The 20,788-nt window shown below is 44.2% G+C and carries 23 protein-coding genes and 1 riboswitch; of the genes, 4 read left to right on the forward strand and 19 right to left on the reverse strand.

All coding sequences use genetic code 11. The features are described from left to right. Nucleotide 1: 1 nt before the first annotated feature. The 18 genes from L3V43_RS02455 to L3V43_RS02540 form a co-directional block, all read right to left on the reverse strand. Complete coding sequence (locus tag L3V43_RS02455; RefSeq protein WP_235366542.1) at nucleotides 2-1,474, reverse strand: cobyric acid synthase; 1,473 nt, start codon at nucleotides 1,472-1,474, stop codon at nucleotides 2-4. Next, nucleotides 1,471-2,010: a bifunctional adenosylcobinamide kinase/adenosylcobinamide-phosphate guanylyltransferase gene (cobU, locus tag L3V43_RS02460; RefSeq protein WP_010606107.1), complete on the reverse strand. Its 540-nt coding sequence runs from the start codon at nucleotides 2,008-2,010 to the stop codon at nucleotides 1,471-1,473. The genes L3V43_RS02455 and cobU overlap by 4 nt, the downstream gene beginning before the upstream one ends. Further along, nucleotides 2,010-2,792 carry an adenosylcobinamide-GDP ribazoletransferase gene (gene cobS, locus L3V43_RS02465; protein WP_237115786.1) on the reverse strand — a complete coding sequence of 261 codons (783 nt, stop codon included), beginning with the start codon at nucleotides 2,790-2,792 and terminating at the stop codon, nucleotides 2,010-2,012. The genes cobU and cobS overlap by 1 nt, the downstream gene beginning before the upstream one ends. After that, the gene (gene cobT / locus L3V43_RS02470) at nucleotides 2,792-3,847 is read right to left on the reverse strand and encodes a nicotinate-nucleotide--dimethylbenzimidazole phosphoribosyltransferase (protein ID WP_237115785.1); all 1,056 of its coding nucleotides are present in this window, start codon (nucleotides 3,845-3,847) and stop codon (nucleotides 2,792-2,794) included. Before cobT ends, cobS begins: the two co-directional genes overlap by 1 nt. After that, the gene (locus L3V43_RS02475; protein ID WP_102057366.1) at nucleotides 3,840-4,865 is read right to left on the reverse strand and encodes an iron ABC transporter permease; all 1,026 of its coding nucleotides are present in this window, start codon (nucleotides 4,863-4,865) and stop codon (nucleotides 3,840-3,842) included. Before L3V43_RS02475 ends, cobT begins: the two co-directional genes overlap by 8 nt. Then, nucleotides 4,862-5,659 (reverse strand): ABC transporter ATP-binding protein, encoded by a 798-nt coding sequence (locus L3V43_RS02480; protein WP_237115784.1) that lies wholly within the window; start codon nucleotides 5,657-5,659, stop codon nucleotides 4,862-4,864. The genes L3V43_RS02475 and L3V43_RS02480 overlap by 4 nt, the downstream gene beginning before the upstream one ends. Nucleotides 5,660-5,728: 69 nt before the next feature. After that, a riboswitch (cobalamin riboswitch) is annotated at nucleotides 5,729-5,884 on the reverse strand. Then, nucleotides 5,875-6,474 (reverse strand): histidine phosphatase family protein, encoded by a 600-nt coding sequence (locus tag L3V43_RS02485; RefSeq protein ID WP_102057368.1) that lies wholly within the window; start codon nucleotides 6,472-6,474, stop codon nucleotides 5,875-5,877. It overlaps the preceding riboswitch by 10 nt. 80 nt (nucleotides 6,475-6,554) lie before the next feature. Continuing rightward, nucleotides 6,555-6,767 (reverse strand): (Na+)-NQR maturation NqrM, encoded by a 213-nt coding sequence (gene nqrM, locus L3V43_RS02490; RefSeq protein ID WP_010372193.1) that lies wholly within the window; start codon nucleotides 6,765-6,767, stop codon nucleotides 6,555-6,557. Nucleotides 6,768-6,867: 100 nt separating this feature from the next. Next, complete coding sequence (locus L3V43_RS02495; protein ID WP_102057369.1) at nucleotides 6,868-7,899, reverse strand: FAD:protein FMN transferase; 1,032 nt, start codon at nucleotides 7,897-7,899, stop codon at nucleotides 6,868-6,870. 108 nt (nucleotides 7,900-8,007) lie between these two features. Then, on the reverse strand, nucleotides 8,008-9,234 hold the full coding sequence (nqrF, locus tag L3V43_RS02500) for an NADH:ubiquinone reductase (Na(+)-transporting) subunit F (RefSeq protein WP_102057370.1): 1,227 nt from the start codon (nucleotides 9,232-9,234) through the stop codon (nucleotides 8,008-8,010). 20 nt (nucleotides 9,235-9,254) lie between these two features. Next, nucleotides 9,255-9,863 (reverse strand): NADH:ubiquinone reductase (Na(+)-transporting) subunit E, encoded by a 609-nt coding sequence (gene nqrE, locus L3V43_RS02505; RefSeq protein WP_010372198.1) that lies wholly within the window; start codon nucleotides 9,861-9,863, stop codon nucleotides 9,255-9,257. A 10-nt stretch (nucleotides 9,864-9,873) separates the two neighbouring features. Beyond that, nucleotides 9,874-10,506 carry an NADH:ubiquinone reductase (Na(+)-transporting) subunit D gene (locus tag L3V43_RS02510; protein WP_010372200.1) on the reverse strand — a complete coding sequence of 211 codons (633 nt, stop codon included), beginning with the start codon at nucleotides 10,504-10,506 and terminating at the stop codon, nucleotides 9,874-9,876. Then, nucleotides 10,506-11,255 carry a Na(+)-translocating NADH-quinone reductase subunit C gene (locus L3V43_RS02515; protein ID WP_102057371.1) on the reverse strand — a complete coding sequence of 250 codons (750 nt, stop codon included), beginning with the start codon at nucleotides 11,253-11,255 and terminating at the stop codon, nucleotides 10,506-10,508. Before L3V43_RS02515 ends, L3V43_RS02510 begins: the two co-directional genes overlap by 1 nt. Further along, nucleotides 11,245-12,447: an NADH:ubiquinone reductase (Na(+)-transporting) subunit B gene (locus L3V43_RS02520; protein ID WP_010372204.1), complete on the reverse strand. Its 1,203-nt coding sequence runs from the start codon at nucleotides 12,445-12,447 to the stop codon at nucleotides 11,245-11,247. The genes L3V43_RS02515 and L3V43_RS02520 overlap by 11 nt, the downstream gene beginning before the upstream one ends. A gap of 2 nt (nucleotides 12,448-12,449) precedes the next feature. After that, complete coding sequence (locus L3V43_RS02525; RefSeq protein ID WP_010372207.1) at nucleotides 12,450-13,793, reverse strand: Na(+)-translocating NADH-quinone reductase subunit A; 1,344 nt, start codon at nucleotides 13,791-13,793, stop codon at nucleotides 12,450-12,452. 442 nt (nucleotides 13,794-14,235) lie between these two features. Then, on the reverse strand, nucleotides 14,236-15,426 hold the full coding sequence (gene fabV / locus L3V43_RS02530; protein WP_102057372.1) for an enoyl-ACP reductase FabV: 1,191 nt from the start codon (nucleotides 15,424-15,426) through the stop codon (nucleotides 14,236-14,238). A gap of 105 nt (nucleotides 15,427-15,531) precedes the next feature. After that, a complete protein-coding gene (locus tag L3V43_RS02535; protein WP_010372214.1) occupies nucleotides 15,532-15,846 on the reverse strand; it encodes a BolA family protein in 315 nt (104 codons plus the stop codon). 45 nt (nucleotides 15,847-15,891) lie between these two features. Further along, a complete protein-coding gene (locus L3V43_RS02540) occupies nucleotides 15,892-16,485 on the reverse strand; it encodes an alpha-ketoglutarate-dependent dioxygenase AlkB (protein ID WP_237115783.1) in 594 nt (197 codons plus the stop codon). Nucleotides 16,486-16,523: 38 nt separating this feature from the next. Between L3V43_RS02540 and L3V43_RS02545 the strand changes: the two genes are divergently transcribed. From L3V43_RS02545 to L3V43_RS02560, 4 genes are read left to right on the forward strand one after another with little or no spacing between them, the layout of a single operon-like run. Next, a complete protein-coding gene (locus L3V43_RS02545) occupies nucleotides 16,524-17,654 on the forward strand; it encodes a methyltransferase (protein ID WP_237115782.1) in 1,131 nt (376 codons plus the stop codon). 4 nt (nucleotides 17,655-17,658) lie between these two features. Beyond that, entirely contained in the window at nucleotides 17,659-18,216 is a 558-nt protein-coding gene (locus L3V43_RS02550) for a YajG family lipoprotein (RefSeq protein ID WP_010606093.1), read from the forward strand. Continuing rightward, nucleotides 18,216-18,833 carry a peptidylprolyl isomerase gene (locus L3V43_RS02555; protein WP_010606092.1) on the forward strand — a complete coding sequence of 206 codons (618 nt, stop codon included), beginning with the start codon at nucleotides 18,216-18,218 and terminating at the stop codon, nucleotides 18,831-18,833. The genes L3V43_RS02550 and L3V43_RS02555 overlap by 1 nt, the downstream gene beginning before the upstream one ends. A 9-nt stretch (nucleotides 18,834-18,842) precedes the next feature. Next, nucleotides 18,843-20,228, forward strand: coding sequence for an MFS transporter (locus tag L3V43_RS02560; protein ID WP_010606091.1), 1,386 nt, complete (start codon nucleotides 18,843-18,845; stop codon nucleotides 20,226-20,228). A gap of 44 nt (nucleotides 20,229-20,272) precedes the next feature. Here L3V43_RS02560 and L3V43_RS02565 read toward each other — a convergent pair whose 3' ends face one another. Next, complete coding sequence (locus tag L3V43_RS02565) at nucleotides 20,273-20,515, reverse strand: helix-turn-helix transcriptional regulator (RefSeq protein ID WP_017216404.1); 243 nt, start codon at nucleotides 20,513-20,515, stop codon at nucleotides 20,273-20,275. Nucleotides 20,516-20,788: the final 273 nt, after the last annotated feature.

A 20,788-nucleotide genomic window follows, 5' to 3' on the forward strand; every position in this document is an offset into this window, starting at 1 on the left:
GTTATTCCTCAATTATTTTCATCAATTTTTGCCAATCTAAATGTGCTTCACAGCTGTCGGCAAGACGCGTAATTTGCAGCTCTCTGTGCTTCGCTAAATCAATCGCGGCTGTTCCCGCTTGCTTACTACCGGCCCAAGACAAGATAGCCTGTGTGGCGGCGACCGTATCAAATAAACCATGTAAATAGGTGGCTGCAATTTGATTATCTCGGGAGATAAAACCGTCCTGCACACTGTTATTTGGATGTGTGTTAAATCGCAAGAATGGCACCTCTAGTGCCGCTCCAGAAGAGATCCCTGCATGGATCTCGTAACCACAAATTTCAGCACTTTGCTCATCCAATTGGCAAATGCCAGACACTTGCGTCAGTACTTTTTGCTCTGAGAGTGTGGTCTCAAAGTCAGCCAGACCAAGTCCTGCGACTTCACCGAGTGTTGATTCCACCGCATTTGGATCTCTGATGAACTTACCTAACATTTGCAAACCGCCACACACACCTAGTACCTTACCACCGTACCTCAGATGCCGTTTGATTTCTTCTGCCCAACCCTGTTTGCGTAAGAAGGTTAAATCGCTCAACACATTTTTGCTGCCGGGCAGAATGATTAAGTCACAAGGACCGATAGATTCTTGATAGCGTACATAACGCAAATCCACTTCAGGGTTTAAGCGCAAGGTGTCAAAATCGGTGTGATTGCTAATATGAGGAAATAGTAAAACCCTAACGCTTAACGATCCCCGTTCACAGATATTGTCCACCGTCACCGCATCTTCTGCATCGAGCGCTAAGCCATGCAAATAGGGCAATACCCCAAGTACAGGCTTACCCGTTTTTTGCTCGAGCCAGTCAAGTCCTGATTGCAATAACGCAATATCACCACGGAAGCGATTGATCACAAAGCCTTTAACTAAGCTTCGTTCATAGTCACTTAATAGCGCAAGTGTGCCAACCAAGTGTGCGAACACCCCGCCTTTGTCGATATCAGCGATAATGATCACGGGGCATGCAACTTCACAGGCAAACCCCATATTGGCAATGTCATTTTCACGCAGATTGATCTCAGCAGGGCTCCCCGCCCCTTCCACTATGCACAGCTCAAATTGTTCGCTGAGGCGTTGATGTGAGGAAAGTACGGCCTCCATCGCTACCTTTTTGTAGTCATGATAAGCGGCTGCTTCCATATTGCTAATGGCTTTGCCGTGAATGATCACTTGTGCGCCAGTGTCGGAATTTGGCTTAAGTAAAATTGGATTAAAGTCTGTGGATAGCGGGACTTTTGCGGCTTCGGCTTGGAGTGCTTGTGCCCGACCAATTTCACCGCCACAAGGTGTGACGGCACTATTTAGTGCCATATTTTGCGGCTTAAAAGGCGCAACAGATAAGCCTCTTCGTTGCAGCACCCGGCAAAGTCCCGCAACCAGTGTACTTTTACCGGCATCAGACGTGGTGCCCTGTACCATTAAGGTTTTCATACGTCTTGACCTTTTAAACATTGTGGCAAGCCTGCAATAACAAAATCGACTCTGTCGGCCACTTTAGCAATGTCTTGATGGAGCCAACCAGATTCATCAACAAACTCACGGCTTAGCTCGCCAAGCGGAATTATCCCATGCCCCACTTCGTTACTCACCAAAATAACAGTGGCAGCACAGCTTTCTAGTGCCGCCAGCACATGTTCTTTTTTGTCTATGGTCGCGGCCTTACCCATTTCGCATAAGCCAAAACTCAGCCATAAGGTCAAACAATCGATAAGTAACAGCGCATCTTCGCGTGCAGTAGCAATAAGCTTATCAATATGCCACGGCTCTTCCACTAGCTGCCAGCGGCTATCACGCTGCATCTGGTGAGCAAACACTCGGCTTTTCATTTCTTCATCTTGGGCTTTTGCAGTTGCAACATAGTAAAGTTCGTTCACCGCACCTTGCTCTAACAATAGAATAGCGCGCTGCTCTGCCAAGCGACTTTTGCCTGAGCGAGCACCGCCCAGTATTAACTGTATTTGTGCCATTAGAGATGACCCACAATAAAAAGCAAAATAACAAGCTCAGCAAGCTGTTGCGCAGCCCCTAAACAATCTCCGGTGTAACCACCAAGCTGAGCGTTAAACCATTTAATGCACACAAGTCTTAGCACAAACAAGCAAGTACACAGCATCAACAAGTCGAACAGTGAAAGCGCAAGCCATGGCCAACAGAAAATTAAAATCGCGATGGTAGTGAGCGTAAGGCGGGTCGCCGCAGCACTCGATATATGTTTCGCTACCGGCTTAACTTTGCTCAGCTCATTAGCCTGTACATAGTTAAGCGCACCGATTAAAGACACCGCAAAGGCACGACTTAGGCTATGGGCTAAAATAAGTGCAGCGAGTGTCACAGCAAAGTCATTAAAGAGCATGGTCAAAAGCGAAAATTTGGCCAATAACAGCAATATCAGCGCACAACTACCGTATGTACCAAGACGGCTATCTTTCATGATCTCAAGCTTTTGTTCACGGCTCCAGCCACCGCCAAAACCGTCAAAAACATCGGCAAGACCATCTTCGTGAAAAGCCCCGGTAAGTAAAATACTCGCAGTCAGTACGACAACGGCACCAAACATCGGCGATACACCACTACTGGCAACATAGCCAAGCATGGCCGAGAAGCTACCAACAAATAAACCAACCAAAGCAAAGTAACCACTCACTTCGCTGAGTTCATCAGAAGAAGGGGCTGGTTCCAAACGAATTGGCACCCGCGTTAAAAACACCACAGCAAACTTAAACAGTCGCCACTCTTGTTGCCACTGCATTATGCGTCTACCACTTGCGTAACATCGGCATCGGCAAAGCTTGCCATTTCGCAAAAGAAGCCTAGCGCAGCTTGTAATAATGGAAGCGCTAGAGCGGCGCCCGTTCCCTCACCCAAGCGCATATCTAAATGCAGTAATGGCTCAGCGTTTAACTGCTCTAACATTAACTTATGGCCTTGCTCCATAGAGCCGTGAGCAAACACCATATATTGCTTACTTTGCGGTGCAATTCTACTTGCCAACATAGCCGCTGCGGTAGAGATGAAGCCATCCACTATGATTACTTTTTGTGCCCGTGCAACCGCCAGCATGGCACCAACCATTTGCACAATTTCAAAGCCACCTAGGCGCTGCAAAATGTGTTCTGGTGTCGCAAGCTTATCTTGATGATATTCTAGAGCCTGTTTGATAAGTGCCCGTTTTTTGCAAAGCGTTTCATCGTCAATGCCTGTACCGCGCCCCACACATAATTCCACACTCGCCCCGCTGAGCGCCGCTAAAATTGCAGCTGCAGAACTGGTATTGCCAATCCCCATCTCACCAAAAGCAATCACGTTGCTACCCGCTTCAATAGCGGGCATCACCACTTGCTCTCCATATTCAAGTCCTTGCTTGAGCTGCATTTCGCTCATCGCGGGCTGTTTATGGAAAGCATGAGTAATATCGCCAAGTCGCTGCGAGCGCAAATTCGGCGAAGGCTCGCATGGCACTAATGTGCCACAGTCTACTACGGTTAACTGCCAACCAAGTTGTCGACAAAAGACATTGATCGCGGCCCCCCCCTGCACAAAGTTTGCAACCATTTGCCCAGTTACTTCGCTTGGCGCAATAGAAACCCCTTGGCTTGCAATACCATGGTCACCCGCAAAAACAAACATTGCAGGGCGTGTTATTGCTAACTGCTCTATGTCTAATTGCGTCTGCCCTTGTGAGAAGATCTGTACTAGCTGCACAGCTAAAGCTTCAAGCTTACCTAGCGCACCTAGCGGTTTGGTTTTTAAGTCGATGCGCTGTTGAATAAGCGTGTTTAAGCGAGTATCTAACGGTTTAACCATGGGTAACTCCGACGCCTCCAGAGCGGCGATTTTTGAAAATAAGCAATGCTAAGAAAAACACGCTGCCAATGGCGGCGGTGATCACCCCCACAGGAAGTTCCTGATTATCGATAAGCGTGCGCGACAATACATCCACCCATAGCATCAAAAGCGAACCGCAAAGCGCGGTGGCCACAAGCCCAATGACCTTTGCTTGCGAGATAAAAAAGCGTACGATATGCGGGATCATCAAGCCTACAAATCCGACTCCGCCGCACGCAGCCACAAGTACTGCGGTGAGCAAGGAGCTCAATAACAACATACCTATTCGCACTCGTCCTACATTCACGCCAAGCGTGGTGGCGCTCTCATCTCCGAGTAACAAGGCGTTGAGCGGCCGACGCATCACTAAAAGCGTGATAAAACTCAGCAACACGACCAAACATGGAAGCCATAGCCATTGCCAGCTCGCCCTTGCAAACGAGCCTAGATTCCAAAACAAGATTGCACTGATGGCTTGAGGGTCACTCCAATAGAGCAACAAGCTAGTAAAGGCACTGAACAGAAAAGAAAGTGCGACGCCCGCCAAGAGCATAGTTTCTACCTGCTGTAGTGCATTGCGTTTTGCCACAAATAAAAGCAGCAAGATAGACAGCAAACTTCCGACAAATGCAGCCCCAGACATCATTAGGCTAGACTGTGCACCAAATAGCGCAATAAGCACCACCACACCGAATGAAGCACCTGAAGAAATACCAAATAAATAAGGATCAGCTAGCGGGTTACGCGTCACGGTTTGTAAAATAAGACCCGCTATCGCCAGTCCTGCTCCCGCGCTCATCGCCAGTAACGTCCGTGGCAGACGAAGCTCAACTACCACCCGTTGTTGAAGTACGTTGGGATCGAAATTAATAATCGCTTGTATAACCGTATGCCAAGATAAATCAATCGCACCGATCTTAAGTGCCATCAGCATGCTAAAACAGCACAAGCTCAATAGCAGTATCGATATCAACGCGATCCGCTTTGCGGCAATCATAATTGATACCCGTAATGAAAGCGTATATGTGGGATCTCACTGTTATTTGGCGGATGGCGGACAGTAGAAACCTCTGCACATACCCCAAAAACTTGGCTTAATAGGCTTTCGGTAATGACTTCAAGTGGCGACCCATCTGCAACAAGCTCACCGTTATTTAATACTAATAAGCGGTCGCACAAGGCGCTAGCCAAATTTAAGTCGTGAAAAGACGCAATGATAGTAACACCAAGCTGTTTGGCCAGCTCCATAATTTGGATTTGATATTTAATGTCCAAATGGCTGGTGGGCTCATCCATTATCAATACTTGAGGCGCTTGCACCATGGCACGTGCGATCATTGCCCTTTGCTTCTCCCCACCAGACAAGGAGCTAAAACATTGCTCTAATTTATGGCTCAATCCAACCTGCTCAATGGCATGTAAGATTGCCTGTTTTTCAGCAGCCGTCGTTGTCGCGAGCAGTGATTTGTTCGGTGTTAGCCCCATCAATACCATATCAAATAATGGCAGAGTAAACTCAGCGGGGATCTCTTGTAGCACCACAGCAACATGTCTCGCGTAGGCTTTACGTCCATAACTAGCTAGCGGCTTACCATTGAAAAGTAGCGACCCAGAACTTGGCGCTGTGTATTGATATAAAGTGCGCAGCAAAGTCGACTTTCCAGCACCATTCGGTCCGAGCAAACCAATAAATTCACCCGAATTAATAGCAAAGCTGAGTGCCTTTAAGATGGCTTTACCACCAAGCTGCACGCTAAGTTTATCGATTTGAAACTGTGGAGTGACTGCCATAGCACCTCTGATTGGGCACGGCAAAGTAGTAGCTTATAGACAAGCGACAACTTTGACTTAAGTCTGCCCGCTTAAGTATATAGATAGGCCTTGGTATCTGACTTATGCAAGAGGTAACACTCATACACTTACAGTTGCGGGGACAGTTGAGGACTCACACCTCATTCCCAATATCTGCCTATCACGAAATTTGCAATATTATGAAGTCTAGACGTCTAAAATACAACTTTTGGCCAAGCAGTTTGGCTGCTGTCGTAAAACACCTCAACTTTTACTATACCCGCATAAGGAATATCTATCTTCGATTGGTATGCAGTAAGCTCAGGCGATAGGTCAAGAATAAGTGCTACAAGCGCTTTTATTACTCCAGCATGCGCTACGACGGCGGTACACTCTTCACTTGGCGATTCCAAAATGCTGTGCCACCATGTGGCAACCCGATGATGAAAATCATACATAGACTCTCCCTCAGGAGGCGTGTGCAGCCAAGGGTTTTGCCAAAAATCGCCAATACTTGGAAATTGGGTTTCTCGCCAAAGCGTATCATAAGGTTGTCCATCCCATAATCCAAAATCAAATTCGGCGAGATTTGGCTCCACCTCAACGGGGAGTTGATACTGCTTTGCAAAGGCTGTGGCTGTATTCAGGCAGCGCTTCCTTGGAGAGCTAATAATACCCTGCAGGCCACTTAGGCTCGTTAACGATTGCAGCAATTGCTGAGCACCAGTACTACTGAGTTCGGGATCTGTCACTCCAAGTAAATGGCCTGATAGGGTCGTTTCACCATGACGAACAAAATATAGCTGCCGCTGCATTTTTACTTAACCTGAGGTTTGTTACCCAAAAAGCAAAAACGCAAGCTAAGCTTGCGTTTTCAATTAATACCATTCTACGGTTATAGGATCTGGTTTTCTTTCCACATCTCTTCTTTTGCTAACCGCTTTTTGCGTTTGTCGCATGGATCGTCGCAATCACAAATTTTGTCAATGCCCATTGAGCCCAAACCACCACAGCTACTTGCCATGGATTTCTTTTGTACGATAACGCCTACAGCCATCGCAACAGCGATAAGCATAAGTAAACCGAAAGTAAGGAGGAATAAAGACATTATCTAGCCCCTTTTATTGCTACATTGAATTGAGTGACGACGCGCAAATTATACGCTTTCATGGCGTCACTCACAATTAAATTATGGGGTGTTGTACAGCTTAATTCAAGTACGGCTGAAATGCTTCACTCGCGTAACTCTTGATCCCTTCAGGACTTTTATACATCAAATACACGGGGAGTTGATGCTCAGTGGCATACGCCTTTGCACGCTCAGTGCCCATCACAGTCAATGCTGTCGCTAGGCCATCAGCCGTCATCGCAGATGGATGTAGTACCGTTACAGACACCAGCTCATGTTTAACTGGGCGACCCGTTGTAGGGTCAATAAGGTGTGTAAAGGTTTCACCGTCCATTTCATAAAAAATACGGTAGTCTCCTGAAGTTGCAATACCGTTTTTACCAGGCTCTATCACGCGGTGAATTTGGCGTTGACCAACAGGCGCATCGGGTTTCTCGATAGCAATACGCCACTCACCATCCGGCTTCTTGCCAGAAACGCGAAGCTCGCCACCGATTTCTACCATATAGTCATGAATATCATGACTCTCAATCACCTCAGCGACCTTATCTATGCCATAGCCTTTAGCGGTTGCAGAAAATGATAATTCCAGCCCCGTAACTGTTTTCGCAAGACCACGGTCATTTAAAATAAGCTTATCAACACCGATACGAGTGCGCATATCGTCTAACTCGACCTGTGACGGACGCATTGTTGGTCTTTTGTCAGGACCAAATCCCCACAAATCGATAAGCGGTCCCATCGTAACATCAAGCGTTTTGGTCGACTTTCCAAGGCGGATAGATTCGGCAACTACCAAGCGAAAGTCTTCACTGATAGGCATAACGGTATTTGCGGCTAAACGGTTGAACTGGTTAATCTCAGAATCTGGGATATAGGTGGACATAGATTGATTAACAGCCTTTAATGCTTGCTCGACCTCATCGTGCAACTGCGCTTGTTCGAGCGGCTTTTCACCGGGGAATACCTTGATGTTGTAAGTCGTGCCCATGGTTTTACCAGACAGCACAATTTCCTTGGCTTCAGGTTTGGCGTCTTGGCACCCTGTTAAAAAAACGAATAAAAACGAAATAATAAAAAATCGAGATAAAAAAGCGTAACTTGCTTGCATCAGAATTCCCTGAGTTTAGTACCAACGGGTATAAAAAAGCCCTCGAGCAAAGTATTTTGCTGGAGGGCTTATATTCTAACTTAAGTTCATTGTTAGACCGAAACCTAATTAACCACCGAAGTCATCAAGTAGGATGTTTTCGTCTTCAACACCTAAGTCTTTAAGCATGTTAATAACTGCCGCGTTCATCATTGGAGGACCACACATGTAGAACTCACAATCTTCTGGCGCTTCATGGTCCTTAAGATAGTTTTCAAAAAGTACGTTATGAATGAAGCCAGTGTAACCTTCCCAGTTATCCTCTGGTTGAGGATCTGAAAGGGCAACATGCCATTGGAAGTTATCATTTTCTTCAGCTAGACCGTCAAAGTCTTCCACGTAGAACATTTCACGCTTAGAACGTGCACCGTACCAGAAAGACATCTTACGCTTAGAGTTAAGACGCTTAAGCTGATCGAAGATGTGTGAGCGCATTGGCGCCATACCAGCACCACCACCAACAAATACCATTTCTGCATCTGTGTCTTTCGCGAAGAATTCACCGAATGGACCAGAAATAGTAACCTTATCACCTTCTTTAAGTGACCAGATGTACGATGACATCTTACCACAAGGTAATGTTAGGTTATTTGGCGGCGGAGTTGCGATACGTACGTTTAGCATGATGATGCCAAACTCTTCTGGGTAGTTAGCCATTGAGTACGCACGGATCGTTTCGTCGTCAACTTTAGACTCTAGCTTAAAGAAACCAAAACGTTCCCAGTCAGCACGATATTCTTCAGGAATATCATAGTCTGCATATTTAACATGGTGAGCTGGTGCTTCAATCTGAATGTAACCACCGGCACGGAAAGGTACAACTTCACCTTCAGGGATGCCTAGTTTTAGCTCCTTGATGAAAGTTGCTTTGTTATCGTTAGAGATAACAGTACATTCCCACTTTTTAACACCGAAGATTGATTCTTCAACTTCGATTTCCATGTCGTTTTTAACATTAACCTGACACGCTAGACGACAGCCTTCACGTGCTTCACCTTTAGAGATGTGGTCAAGTTCGGTTGGTAGAATATCACCACCACCCTCTTTAACATGTACGCGACACTGACCACATGAGCCACCGCCACCACATGCAGACGATACGAAAATACCCGCGTTTGCAAGTGCACCTAGTAGCTTACCGCCAGCAGGAGTCTTGATCGCTTTTTCAGGATCGCCGTTAATATCAATTGTAACGTCACCGCTTGCTACAAGCTTCGATTTCGCTGCAATGATGATAAGCACTAGCATCACAACGATAGCGATGAACATGCTTACGCCTAATACAATAGTTTCCATCGTATAGTTTCCTCGCTACCTTACAGTGAAATACCAGAGAATGACATGAAGCCAAAGCCCATTAGACCTACAGTAACAAAGGTAATACCTAAGCCACGTAAACCATCAGGAACGTCTGCATACTTCATCTTCTCACGAATACCTGCTAACAATACGATAGCAAGTGCCCAGCCCACACCTGAACCTAGACCATAAACTACAGATTCACCGAAGTTTAAGTTACGCTCAACCATGAATGATACCGCACCGAAAATCGCACAGTTAACTGTGATTAGCGGTAGGAAGATACCTAGTGCGTTATATAGCGCAGGGAAGAACTTATCCAATGTCATTTCTAGAATTTGAACAAGCGCTGCGATTACACCGATAAACGTCAAGAAGCGTAGGAAGCTAAGATCCACTTCAGGGAAGCCTAACCATTCCAATGCGCCCGGCGCTAGCACTGCGTGATAAACCAAGTTGTTTACTGGTACAGAGATACCAAGAACTACAACTACCGCAATACCTAGACCTAGCGACGTTGTTACTTTCTTAGATACCGCCAAGAAAGTACACATACCTAAGAAGAAAGACAAAGCTAAGTTTTCAATGAAAACTGCTTTTATAAATAAATTGATATATTGTTCCATCTCTCTCCCCTTATGCCTTCGCTTCTACTTGCTCTTTCTTCCAAGTACGTAGTGCCCAAATAAATGCACCTACGATGAAGAACGAACTGAATGGCATAACTAGTAGACCCATAGGCTGATACCAACCACCTTCAGAGATAAGTGGTAAGATTTCAACGCCAAACAATGTGCCCGCACCGAATAGCTCACGGATAAAGCCAACTGTTAAAAGCACAACAGAATAACCTAAACCGTTACCAATACCGTCAAGGAACGACATTGTTGGTGGTGACTTCATTGCGTATGCTTCTGCACGACCCATTACAATACAGTTAGTAATGATAAGGCCGATGAACGTTGATAGTTCTTTTGCTGTTGAATAAACAACGGCTTGAAGCACTTGGTCTACAACGATTACTAAAGATGCAATAATCGTCATTTGGACAATGATACGCACACTTGAAGGAATGTGATTACGGATCATTGAGATAAATAAACTTGAAAACGCAGTAACCAATGTCAACGCAATTGACATGATAAGTGCATTTTTAAGGCTTGAAGTTACCGCTAGTGCAGAACAGATACCCAACACTTGCAGTGCAATCGGGTTGTTCGCAAAAACAGGACCAAACAAGACTTCCTTCATTTCTTTTGCATTAGCCATTAGTTCAATGCTCCTTTACGTACTTTCGCAAGGAATGGACCAAACGCTTTGTCGCTTGTCCAGAAATCTACTGTATGATCAACACCATTAGAAGTAAGTGTCGCACCAGATAGACCATCTACCTTGTGTTCGTTACCGCCAGCACTACCTTTAACAACGTCGATAGGAAGCTCTTTTCCTTCCCAAAGTGCAGTCCACTTAGGGTTTTGGATTTCGCCACCAAGACCAGGAGTTTCACTGTGCTTATAAAAGTTGATTGACTTAATCGTCTCACCATCAGCTTCTAGCGCAATGAAGCCATACATCACACCCCAAAGGCCATAACCTTGGATTGGTAGAATGATAGTGGACACTTTACCTTGGTCATCTTTTGCAAAATAAACTGGAGAGTTATTTGTGATACGTTGAATACCCGCTTTGTCTTCTTCTTTTGAAAGCTTGTAACTACGTTTGGCATCAAACTTAGTCGCTTCAAAATCAAAAGTTTCCGCTTTAACGTCTTCAACAAACTCACCCGTTTTAAGACTAACAACACGTGATTCGATATTTTGGTTAAAAACTTCAGATACGTTTTTAACTTTATCGTAGCCAGCAACGGCTAAAATGTTACGCTGAATATCTTCGTTTTTGTTTGCTTGCTGCATAGGACGAAGCTGAACCGAAGCAAAAGATACTACGATTGCACACACTAAACATAAGCCAACAACTACGCCGAGCGTTTTGCCCATTGATTCATTATTAGTTGACACGTGCCAATCTCCTCTTCACATTTGACTGCACTACGAAGTGGTCGAATAGTGGAGCAAAAAGGTTAGCGAATAAGATTGCTAACATCATGCCCTCTGGGTATGCCGGGTTAACAACACGGATAAGCACAACCATTACACCGATTAGCGCACCGTATAACCATTTACCTTTGTCTGTGAAAGACGCAGATACTGGGTCTGTTGCCATAAAGAACATACCAAATGCAAAACCACCAAGTACTAAGTGCCAGTGCCAAGGCATAGCAAACGCAGCGTTTGTTTCAGAGCCAATTGCATTTAGAACGAATGACATTACAACCATACCAATGAATGTACCTAGTACGATGCGCCATGAAGCGATACGAACATAAACAAGGAACAAACCACCAAGTAAGATTGCTAGTGTTGATGTTTCACCTACAGAGCCTTGGATAAAACCGTAAAACGCGTTAAACCAAAGGTCCATATTGCTGTAGTCTAGTGAACCTGCAGTCGCTTGACCTAAGTAAGTTGCACCAGAGAACGAATCAACAGCTGTCCACACTGTGTCACCAGAAATGTCAGCAGGGTACGCAAAGAATAAGAACGCACGGCCTGCAAGTGCTGGGTTTAGGAAGTTACGACCTGTACCGCCGAAGATTTCCTTCGCGATTACAACACCGAACGTAATACCTAAAGCAGCTTGCCATAGCGGAATTGTTGCAGGCAGGATAAGCGCGAATAACACTGAGGTTACGAAGAAGCCTTCGTTTACTTCGTGCTTGCGAACTGACGCGAATAACACTTCCCAGAAGCCACCAACCGCAAACACAGTTGCATAAATAGGCAAGAAGAAACACGCACCGTAGAACGTTTTGGCGCCCCACCCGGCATCAGCGGTTAATTCTCCGCCAAGCGCTTGGAAGATAGCTACCTGCCAAGTATTAGCAAGCTCAAAACCGTTACCTAGTGCAAGCGCAGCTTGGTGACCGATGTTGAACATACCAAAGAACATTGCAGGGAACGTCGCCATCCACACTAAAATCATAATACGTTTTAGGTCGATGTTATCACGAACGTGCGTTGCACCTTTGTTTACATAACCAGGAGTATAGAAGATAGTTGCTACGGCTTCGTAAAGCGCGTACCACTTCTCGTGTTTACCACCAGGTTCAAAGTGAGGTTCAATGTCTTCTAAAAATTTCTTTAAGGCCATTTTTAACCTTCCTTCTCGATAGTAGTCAGGCAATCGCGCAGGATTGAACCGTACTCATATTTGCCCGGACATACGTAAGTACATAGTGCTAAATCTTCTTCATCTAGCTCTAGTGCACCCAACGAAATCGCAGAATCTAGATCACGTGAAATAAGATCACGTAATAATAGCGTTGGCAAAATATCGAGTGGCATAACACGCTCATAGTTACCGATTGGTACCATCGCACGCTTAGAACCACCAGTAGACGTTGTCATCTTGAACAAACGGCTAGGTGTTAAGTGTGAAATGAATGTACGTGTTACTGAGAATTTGTCACTACCCGGAGCGATCCAGCCAAATAGCTCTTTCTCGCGACCTTCAAGTAAAACTGATACTTGAGTATGGTAACGACCAAGGTAAGCGTGAGGGCCAGTTGCTGTTTTACCAGCTAACACAGAGCCAGAAATGACTCGGTTATCACCGTCTTCAAGCTCGCCTGCAACTAAATCTGTTAGCGACGCACCGACATGAGTTTTTACTAAGCGAGGGTTCTTAACTCGAGGACCTGCTAGAGCAATAACTCTGTCTGAGTAGATTTCACCTGTCAGGAACAACTTACCAAACGCGATGACATCTTGATAACCAATGTGCCAAACTTGCTTGTTTGTACCTACAGAATCTAGGAAGTGAATGTGAGTACCCACGTTACCTGCTGGATGCACACCTGCAAACTCATGAACTTCTACTTGTGAGATAGAAGAACTAGGTACATTAGCACCCGCTTTCTTACACACAAATACTTTGCCTTCAGTCAAACGAGATACAACCGCTAGACCCGCTTCAAACGCTTCCACGTTTTCTGCGATGATAACAGCAGGATCTGCTGCTAACGGATTAGTATCTGTTGCTGTCACAAAGATTGAGCTAGGTGTTGCACTCGGCACAGCGACACGGCTGAATGGACGTGCACGAAGCGCTGGCCATTGACCAGACTCGATTAGCACTTCCTTCACTTTTTCAGAGTCTAAGTTGCTTAAATCAGCAGCTGAAAACTTCTCGAAAGTGATTTGCTCGTCGCCTTGAACTTCGATCACAACGGATTGAAGTACACGCTTAGCACCACGGTTAATTTCTTTAACTACACCAGAAGCTGGCGCAGTAAACTTGACGCCTGGGTTCTTTTTATCTTCAAAAAGAACTTGGCCTTTTTTGACTTGGTCATCCACACGAATATGCATGGTAGGACGCATACCGATGAATTCTTCACCTAGCACAGCTACTCGTTTGACAGCAGAACCATCATGAATAACTTGCTGAGGTGCGCCCTCTATTGGTAAGTCCAGACCTTTTTTTATGTTGATCATACGCACTTGCATTACATTAACGGAAAGAAACTGAAAATATCTTTAGTCACCACAGCGCCACCTCGTTTGTACTAAGTATTAGGTATAAAGAGCAGAAAGTTATGAGTCCGGATAGGGTTCCCAAACAAGCCCCTTTAAAATACCTCTCAACGCGCACAAAAAAGCAGCGTCGTGATAAAAGTCCTCACATATTTCTCTGATTTTAACATTAATCGTACTGAGTATGCGAGTGGAATTATGAAATTAATACGACTTTAACGTGGATTTAGATTAGTTGAAAAATCCATCACTGGAAGGAGTATAGACCAAAGTTGCATAGATAAAATTTTTCTTACCCTAATCTGCAAAATAAGTAAAAATTCACGGTCAAACAAAAACGGGCAAAGTACCAATTAGCACTTTGCCCGCAAAATCAAAAACAGTGAGATCAAAAACCGTGAAATTAAACTAGGTGATTAATTTCTACCGTTGCATCCACATCAGCTTCGTAATCTACGCCGTCAACCCCGAAGCCGAATAGCTTCAAGAATTCGTTGTGATAACCAACATAATCCGTCAATTCATCAATTGTATCTGTGTCAACAGTATCCCAAATAGTTTGCACACGAGCTTGAACGCCGTCTTCTAGTTCTTTATAGTTTTGGAACAAGTGACCGCCATCATCAAAGCGTGGTGATTGACCATATAGATTTTCAGTAAACAACCCATGGATTTGCTCAATTGTGCCCTCATAAGTTCCATCACCTTTCATCACTTTGAATAGCGCAGAGATATAAAGAGGCATAATTGGAATAGCAGAGCTCGCCTGTGTCACTACCGCATTCAAGGACGATACATACGCTTCGCCTTTAATATCCGCTGTGGTTTCACGAATTGCCAGCGTCGCACGGTCCAAGTCTTCTTTTGCTTTACCAATCGTTGCATGACCGTATATTGGCCAAGTCAACTCTTTACCGATATAAGTGTATGCCGTTGTTTTGAAACCATCAGCCAGTACATCAGCTTGCTTAAGCGCATCAATCCAAAGTTCCCAGTCTTCACCACCCATCACTTTAACCGTATTAGCAATTTCGTCTTCGTTAGCAGCTTCAACTGTCATTTCATCAATGACGCGCTTTGAAGTATTTAGGTTTTTAGTTGTGATAGCTGAGCCAATTGGCTTAAGTGTTGAAGAGTAAACTTCATCAGATTTAGGGTCTTTACGACGAGGAGACGCAAGGCTATATACCACTAAATCTACTTTACCCAACTCAGCTTTGATAGTGTCGATGGTTTTTTGCTTCAACTCATCAGAAAACGCATCACCATTGATATTTTTAGACCATAAACCCGCTTCTTCTGCAGCTTGCTGGAATGCAGCCGTATTATACCAACCCGCTGACGCGGTTTTCTTCTCTGAGCCTTCTTTTTCAAAGAAGATACCTAGCGTTTTCGCACCGGCACCAAATGCAGCGGTGATACGCGACGCCAAGCCATAGCCTGTCGATGCACCAATTACTAATACATTCTTAGGACCATTTTCGATTTGGCCTTGTTGTTTTACGTATTCAATCTGTTCTTGAACGTGTGCAGCACAGCCTACTGGATGCGCATTAGTACAAATAAATCCACGAATTTTTGGTTTGATGACCATAAGAGATCCTATCCATTGATTTGATACAAAATAAAAGTGAGATTGGTCTCACTTTATTAAAATTACTGCGTAGTGTACTGGCAGATATGTAAAACACACATCTGATCAGCTATCGAACTTAGAACCACCCAAGCATTTTGGTGACTCTGGCGTCTGACCTTCTTTGTCCGAAAACTCTTCTGGTGTATAGGCATGAATGGCCAAAGCGTGAATATGGTTTTGTAATTCATCTTTTAGCACTTCATTGATCTTTCGGTGACGTTGCAGCAGCCTCTGGCCGATAAATTGTTCGCTTACAACAATGACTTTAAAGTGAGACTCTTCGCCACGGCTGTGCATATGGCTTTCATTAATAACGTTCAGATGCTTGCACGCAACGGCTTCAGCTATTTTGTCATAAATCTGTGATTGCATTGACATTATACCTTGTCTCCTAGAGCAATTCGTGATGCTACTATACGCCGTTCAGCGCGTATTTCCAACACTTCGAAAGGTGAGATTAATGCGCCCCTGAGTCACCTTGGCCTGCTTTGGCAAAGCATGTTGATAGTCGCGCTGACTATCACCTTGCATTACCAATAGGCTGCCAGTTTCCAATAAAATGTCGGTTACAGAGTGGCTTACTTTGTGGCGTATTTTAAATTTGCGGGTCGCGCCAAGCGACAGTGAAGCGATTGTGGGCGTCAAACCAAGTTCGGGTTCATCATCACTGTGCCAGCCCATACTGTCTTGACCATCACGATAAAAATTAGCCAATACCGCATTAAAAGGAATATTAAATCTGCGTTCTAGCGTTTGTCTCATCCCAAGCAATACCGAAGGCCAAGGAGCATTTTCAAGTCGCTTTCCAGAATAACTGTAATGCACATCAGGGTCGGCAATAAAGCGTTCAAGTCGAGGCGTTTGATGGGTCTTACCAAATAAGGTGATGGTATTTTGCTGCCACGCAAGGCTATTCAGTAGTACATTGTATAGCGCTAGACTTTTGTCGAAGCTAATAGCCTGTGCTTGATAGCTAAAACCGCTCGGCAAGTTCCGTGCTTTGTCTACTGCTCTCATGTTAAACTACCCGCTGCTTTTATTTATAGAACATTCACATGACGACTGATGCAATTCTAGCCGGAAACCCTTTTACGCTACATAGGTTTCCACTCGATCAAAAAAATCGCAGCCTACAAGCTTGGGATTCAGCCGACGAATACCTGTTAGATTATGTCTTTGAACATCACCGCGATGCAAACCGTATTCTCATTCTCAACGATAGTTTTGGCGCATTATGCTGTGCACTTGCTGACAAACACTGTACGGTAGTGACCGACTCTTATGTAAGTACCCTCGCCTATGAGTATAATTTAGAGGCCAACGAACTTGCGGACGCTAAGGTTGATGTACTCACTAGCATGGATGAGCTGCCAAAAGATATCGATCTGATATTAATAAAAATTCCCAAAAATTCAGGGCTATTGCAAGCGCAACTTGCACAGTTAAGTAAATTGACTACTGACATTCCCGTAATTGCGGCTGGCAAAGCAAAAGAAATTCACACCTCAACATTAAAAAGCTTTAGCCACTTTTTGACGGAGCCAACGACTAGCTTAGCGGTAAAAAAATCGCGTTTAGTGTTCAGCAAGACGTCAGCCAAAGCCATTGATAGTAAATTCCCTGTGTCTTGGCCGCTGGAAAAAACCGATTTTACCTTGTCGAATGAAGCAAATGTCTTCTCACGAGATTCTCTTGATATTGGCGCACGATTTTTTATCAATTACCTTCCTATGGGGAAAAAACCATTGAAGGTCATTGATCTCGGTTGTGGTAATGGTGTCATCGGATTGATGACGCTCGCAAAAATGCCAAATGCCACCGTCACCTTTATCGACGAGTCGGCGATGGCTGTGCATAGCGCGGAGCAAAATATCGTCAATAACCTACCCGAGCGTGTTGCTGATTGTCAGTTCGTACAAAACGACTGCCTTACGGGTTTTGAAAATTACGGTGCGGATCTGATACTGTGTAACCCGCCATTCCATCAGGCCAATGCAATCACCGATCACATCGCTTGGCAGATGTTTTTACAAGCTAAGGCAGCGCTTCGCCATGGGGGAGAGTTAAGAATTATCGGTAACCGCCACTTGGAATATGACGACAAACTCAAGCGCTTATTCGGTAACAGCAAGACACTAGGCAACAACAAAAAATTCACTGTTTTAAGTGCAATAAAAAGGAGCTAACTTCATGCGTTTTTCATTGCTGATTATTCTGCTAACCTTGATACTCGTGGGCTGTGAAAGCTCACCACGCAGTGTCATTCTTCATCCGGAATATCAAGGTCCTTCGTCAAACGCGCTTGCCGCCAACGTGGCGGTACAAGTAAACGACCTACGGACTACAAAATACACCATTCGCGTGAAGAACCAAGAACCCGCACTTTACGTACCCGATGCTAATTTACCGGTTAACTTCAATCAGGTATTAACGCAAGCACTCACTGCACATGGCGCGCAAATAACACCGGTTGCAGCAACGCAAGTCACTGTGGATATCAATCGCTTTAAAGCCATTATTGAGGAGTCTTTCTCGACTCACCAAAGTGATGCTGAAGCTGACGTCACCGTACTGATAAAGCAAGGCACTCGCAGTTTCAAAAAGCAATATAAAGGTAGCGCTAATTTAAATGGTCCACTAAAACACGACCAAGCTAAAATCGAAGAACAGCTCAACAATCTAGCTCAACAGGTTGTTACTCGAATCATTCAAGATCCTGAATTTATTCAATTTGTGAGAGGAAGTTAATGAAAAAAATAATTCTAAGCTTAACCATCCTATTATTAAGTATGAATGTATTTGCCGAAATGAACGGTAAATTCGTACAAAAGAATAACCTATTCCCTCGAGTTCAAATCAATACTAGTAAAGGGCCTATTATTGTCGAACTAGACAGATCGAGAGCGCCTATAACAGTAAATAACTTTTTAACTTACGTTATTAACAAAGATTATAACGGCTCTGTCTTTCATCGAGTTGAGCGTGATGAAGCCAACGAAAAAGACTTTGTTATCCAAGGTGGAGGTTACGACAAAGAGTACGATGGTATGTTTGAGCGCGAAGCTATCTTCAATGAAAGCGGTAATGGCTTGAAAAATGATATGTACACCATTGCCATGGCCTACCAAGACAACAAACCACACTCAGGTACTAGGCAGTTTTTCTTTAATATGGATGACAACGATCACTTGAACCCGGGAAGAGGCTGGGGTTTTGCCGTATTCGGGAACGTCTCTGAAGGTTATGAAACACTGGACGCAATTATGAAGGTGGAAACCGGCTACAATGAAAAACTTGGCTATACCTTTATACCTAAAGAGCCCGTCATTATTCTTTCAGTTGAAGTATTAAAGCAGCCAGAGTAATTACCTTTTATGTTGATATCATCTAGCTTTTCGCAATATCTCGGTTATTACAAAGACAAACGTCTATTAACTGTCTTTGCTTTTGGAATAAGTAGCGGTTTTCCTTGGGTATTGATTGGCTCTGTGATGTCAGCTTGGCTTAAAGATGAAGGGTTAAGCCGTAGCACCATTGGCCTATTTGGCCTAGTATATGGTGCCTATACAATCAACTTTTTGTGGTCCCCACTCGTTGACCGAATAAAAATCCCCCTGCTGTACAATCGCTTAGGGCAACGACGAAGTTGGATAGCAGGTTGTCAGTTTATTATTATTATTGCCACCTTTGCATTAGCCACTATTTCAATTAAAGACCATCTTTCACATGCCGCATTATTGTGCTTTATTATTGCGTTATTTTCAGCTACCCAAGATATTGCAATAGATGCTTATCGCATCGACATTTTACCAGAAGACGAAAGTGAAAAGGCAACGGCAGCGGCAGCGATGGCGACTTCAGGTTGGTGGTCTGGCTATGCCTTACTTGGTGCAATTCCATTCTTTATGGCTGATTTACCCGGCTTTAGTTGGCCCATTATCTATCAGATGCTAAGCGTCATCGTAGTGTGTTTATTAGTTGTCACTTTGTTGGCAAAAGAACCAAAATCTCATCGGGAGCAAGTACAAGCACAGCTACAGAAGAGTTACGAGCATAAACTTAACCACAGCGCATCATCAAATGCTTCTAAAAAGATCTATGCCTGGCTTGCTGTGACTCTGGTTGAACCCTTTAAGCGATTTTTTGAAAAGAATGGGGTTAAAACTGCATGTGCACTACTCGCCTTTATTTTCCTATTTAAGATAGGAGAAGCTTTCTTAGCCCGTATGTCCATCGTATTTTATAAAGAAGTGGGGTTTTCAAACACCCAAATTGGGCAATATTCTAAGCTTGGTACCGGTGTGATCACTATCGTATTTGCTTTTCTTGGCAGTATCTTTAACCATAAATACGGTATCGTAAAGGGCTTATTTATTAGCGGCGTTGCTATGGCCGCATCAAATTTAATGTTCTCTTGGATTGCAATTGCAGGACCTAAAGAACACCTTTACGCACTGGCAATTGTAGTGGATGGCTTTACCCAAGCTTGGTCACTAGTAGCGATGGTAGCATTTATTTCTATGCTCTGTGATAGAGCTTTTAGCGCAACCCACTATGCCTTACTTGCATCACTTGGCAGTTTAGGCCGTACTGTGCTGTCTGGCTATAGTGGTTTTGTGATAGATGATTTGCTTGGAGGTAATTGGGCACTCTTCTTCGCGCTAACTGCGCTTATGGTGCTTCCGTCGTTATTGTTTTTATATTTAATTCGGCACAAGCTTTATGCTATTGAAAAGGCGTATCATGCTAACAAAGACTAGAGGTGCAGGTCCTTGCACCTTTTACGTTTTTGCTAACTAAACGCTTATTGATCTTCTTTGATTAGCTGTAAGCCCTCATAAGGATCAACTTCTAACGCTTCGCAGTAACGTAAAAACTCAATGACATCCAATCGACGCTCTTGGTTTTCAATTTTACCGATGAATGAATGAGGCGTACCCAACACCTGCGCAAGACTACGCATTGTGTGACCTTTCTCGTGGCGCTTTGATTTTAGCCACTTCGTTAGTTTGCCGTTTTCTTCAGAAGAAACCGTTTTACCCATCATAATTAAACATCTCCTACTAGATGAAAGACTAAATTATCTAAATGAAATATGCCCGTCTCATTTAGCTATTATCTAAATATTACAGTTGTAGCTTATCGAAGAACTCTACAATGCAAAATGTTAAGCCTGTATGAACTCAGCACTTTGTCTTTAGAACTCGATCAAGCCTACAGTTTACCCCGAATGCGGTACAACTTACCAGCTAGCTGCGATAAATTGTGCCAAACCAGTGACACGTAGACAAAATGTTAACTTGTCCCTATGTACCCAATT

Origin of the sequence: Pseudoalteromonas sp. L23 (genome assembly GCF_021728455.1) — a bacterium.
In the GTDB taxonomy this organism is placed as follows: domain Bacteria; phylum Pseudomonadota; class Gammaproteobacteria; order Enterobacterales; family Alteromonadaceae; genus Pseudoalteromonas.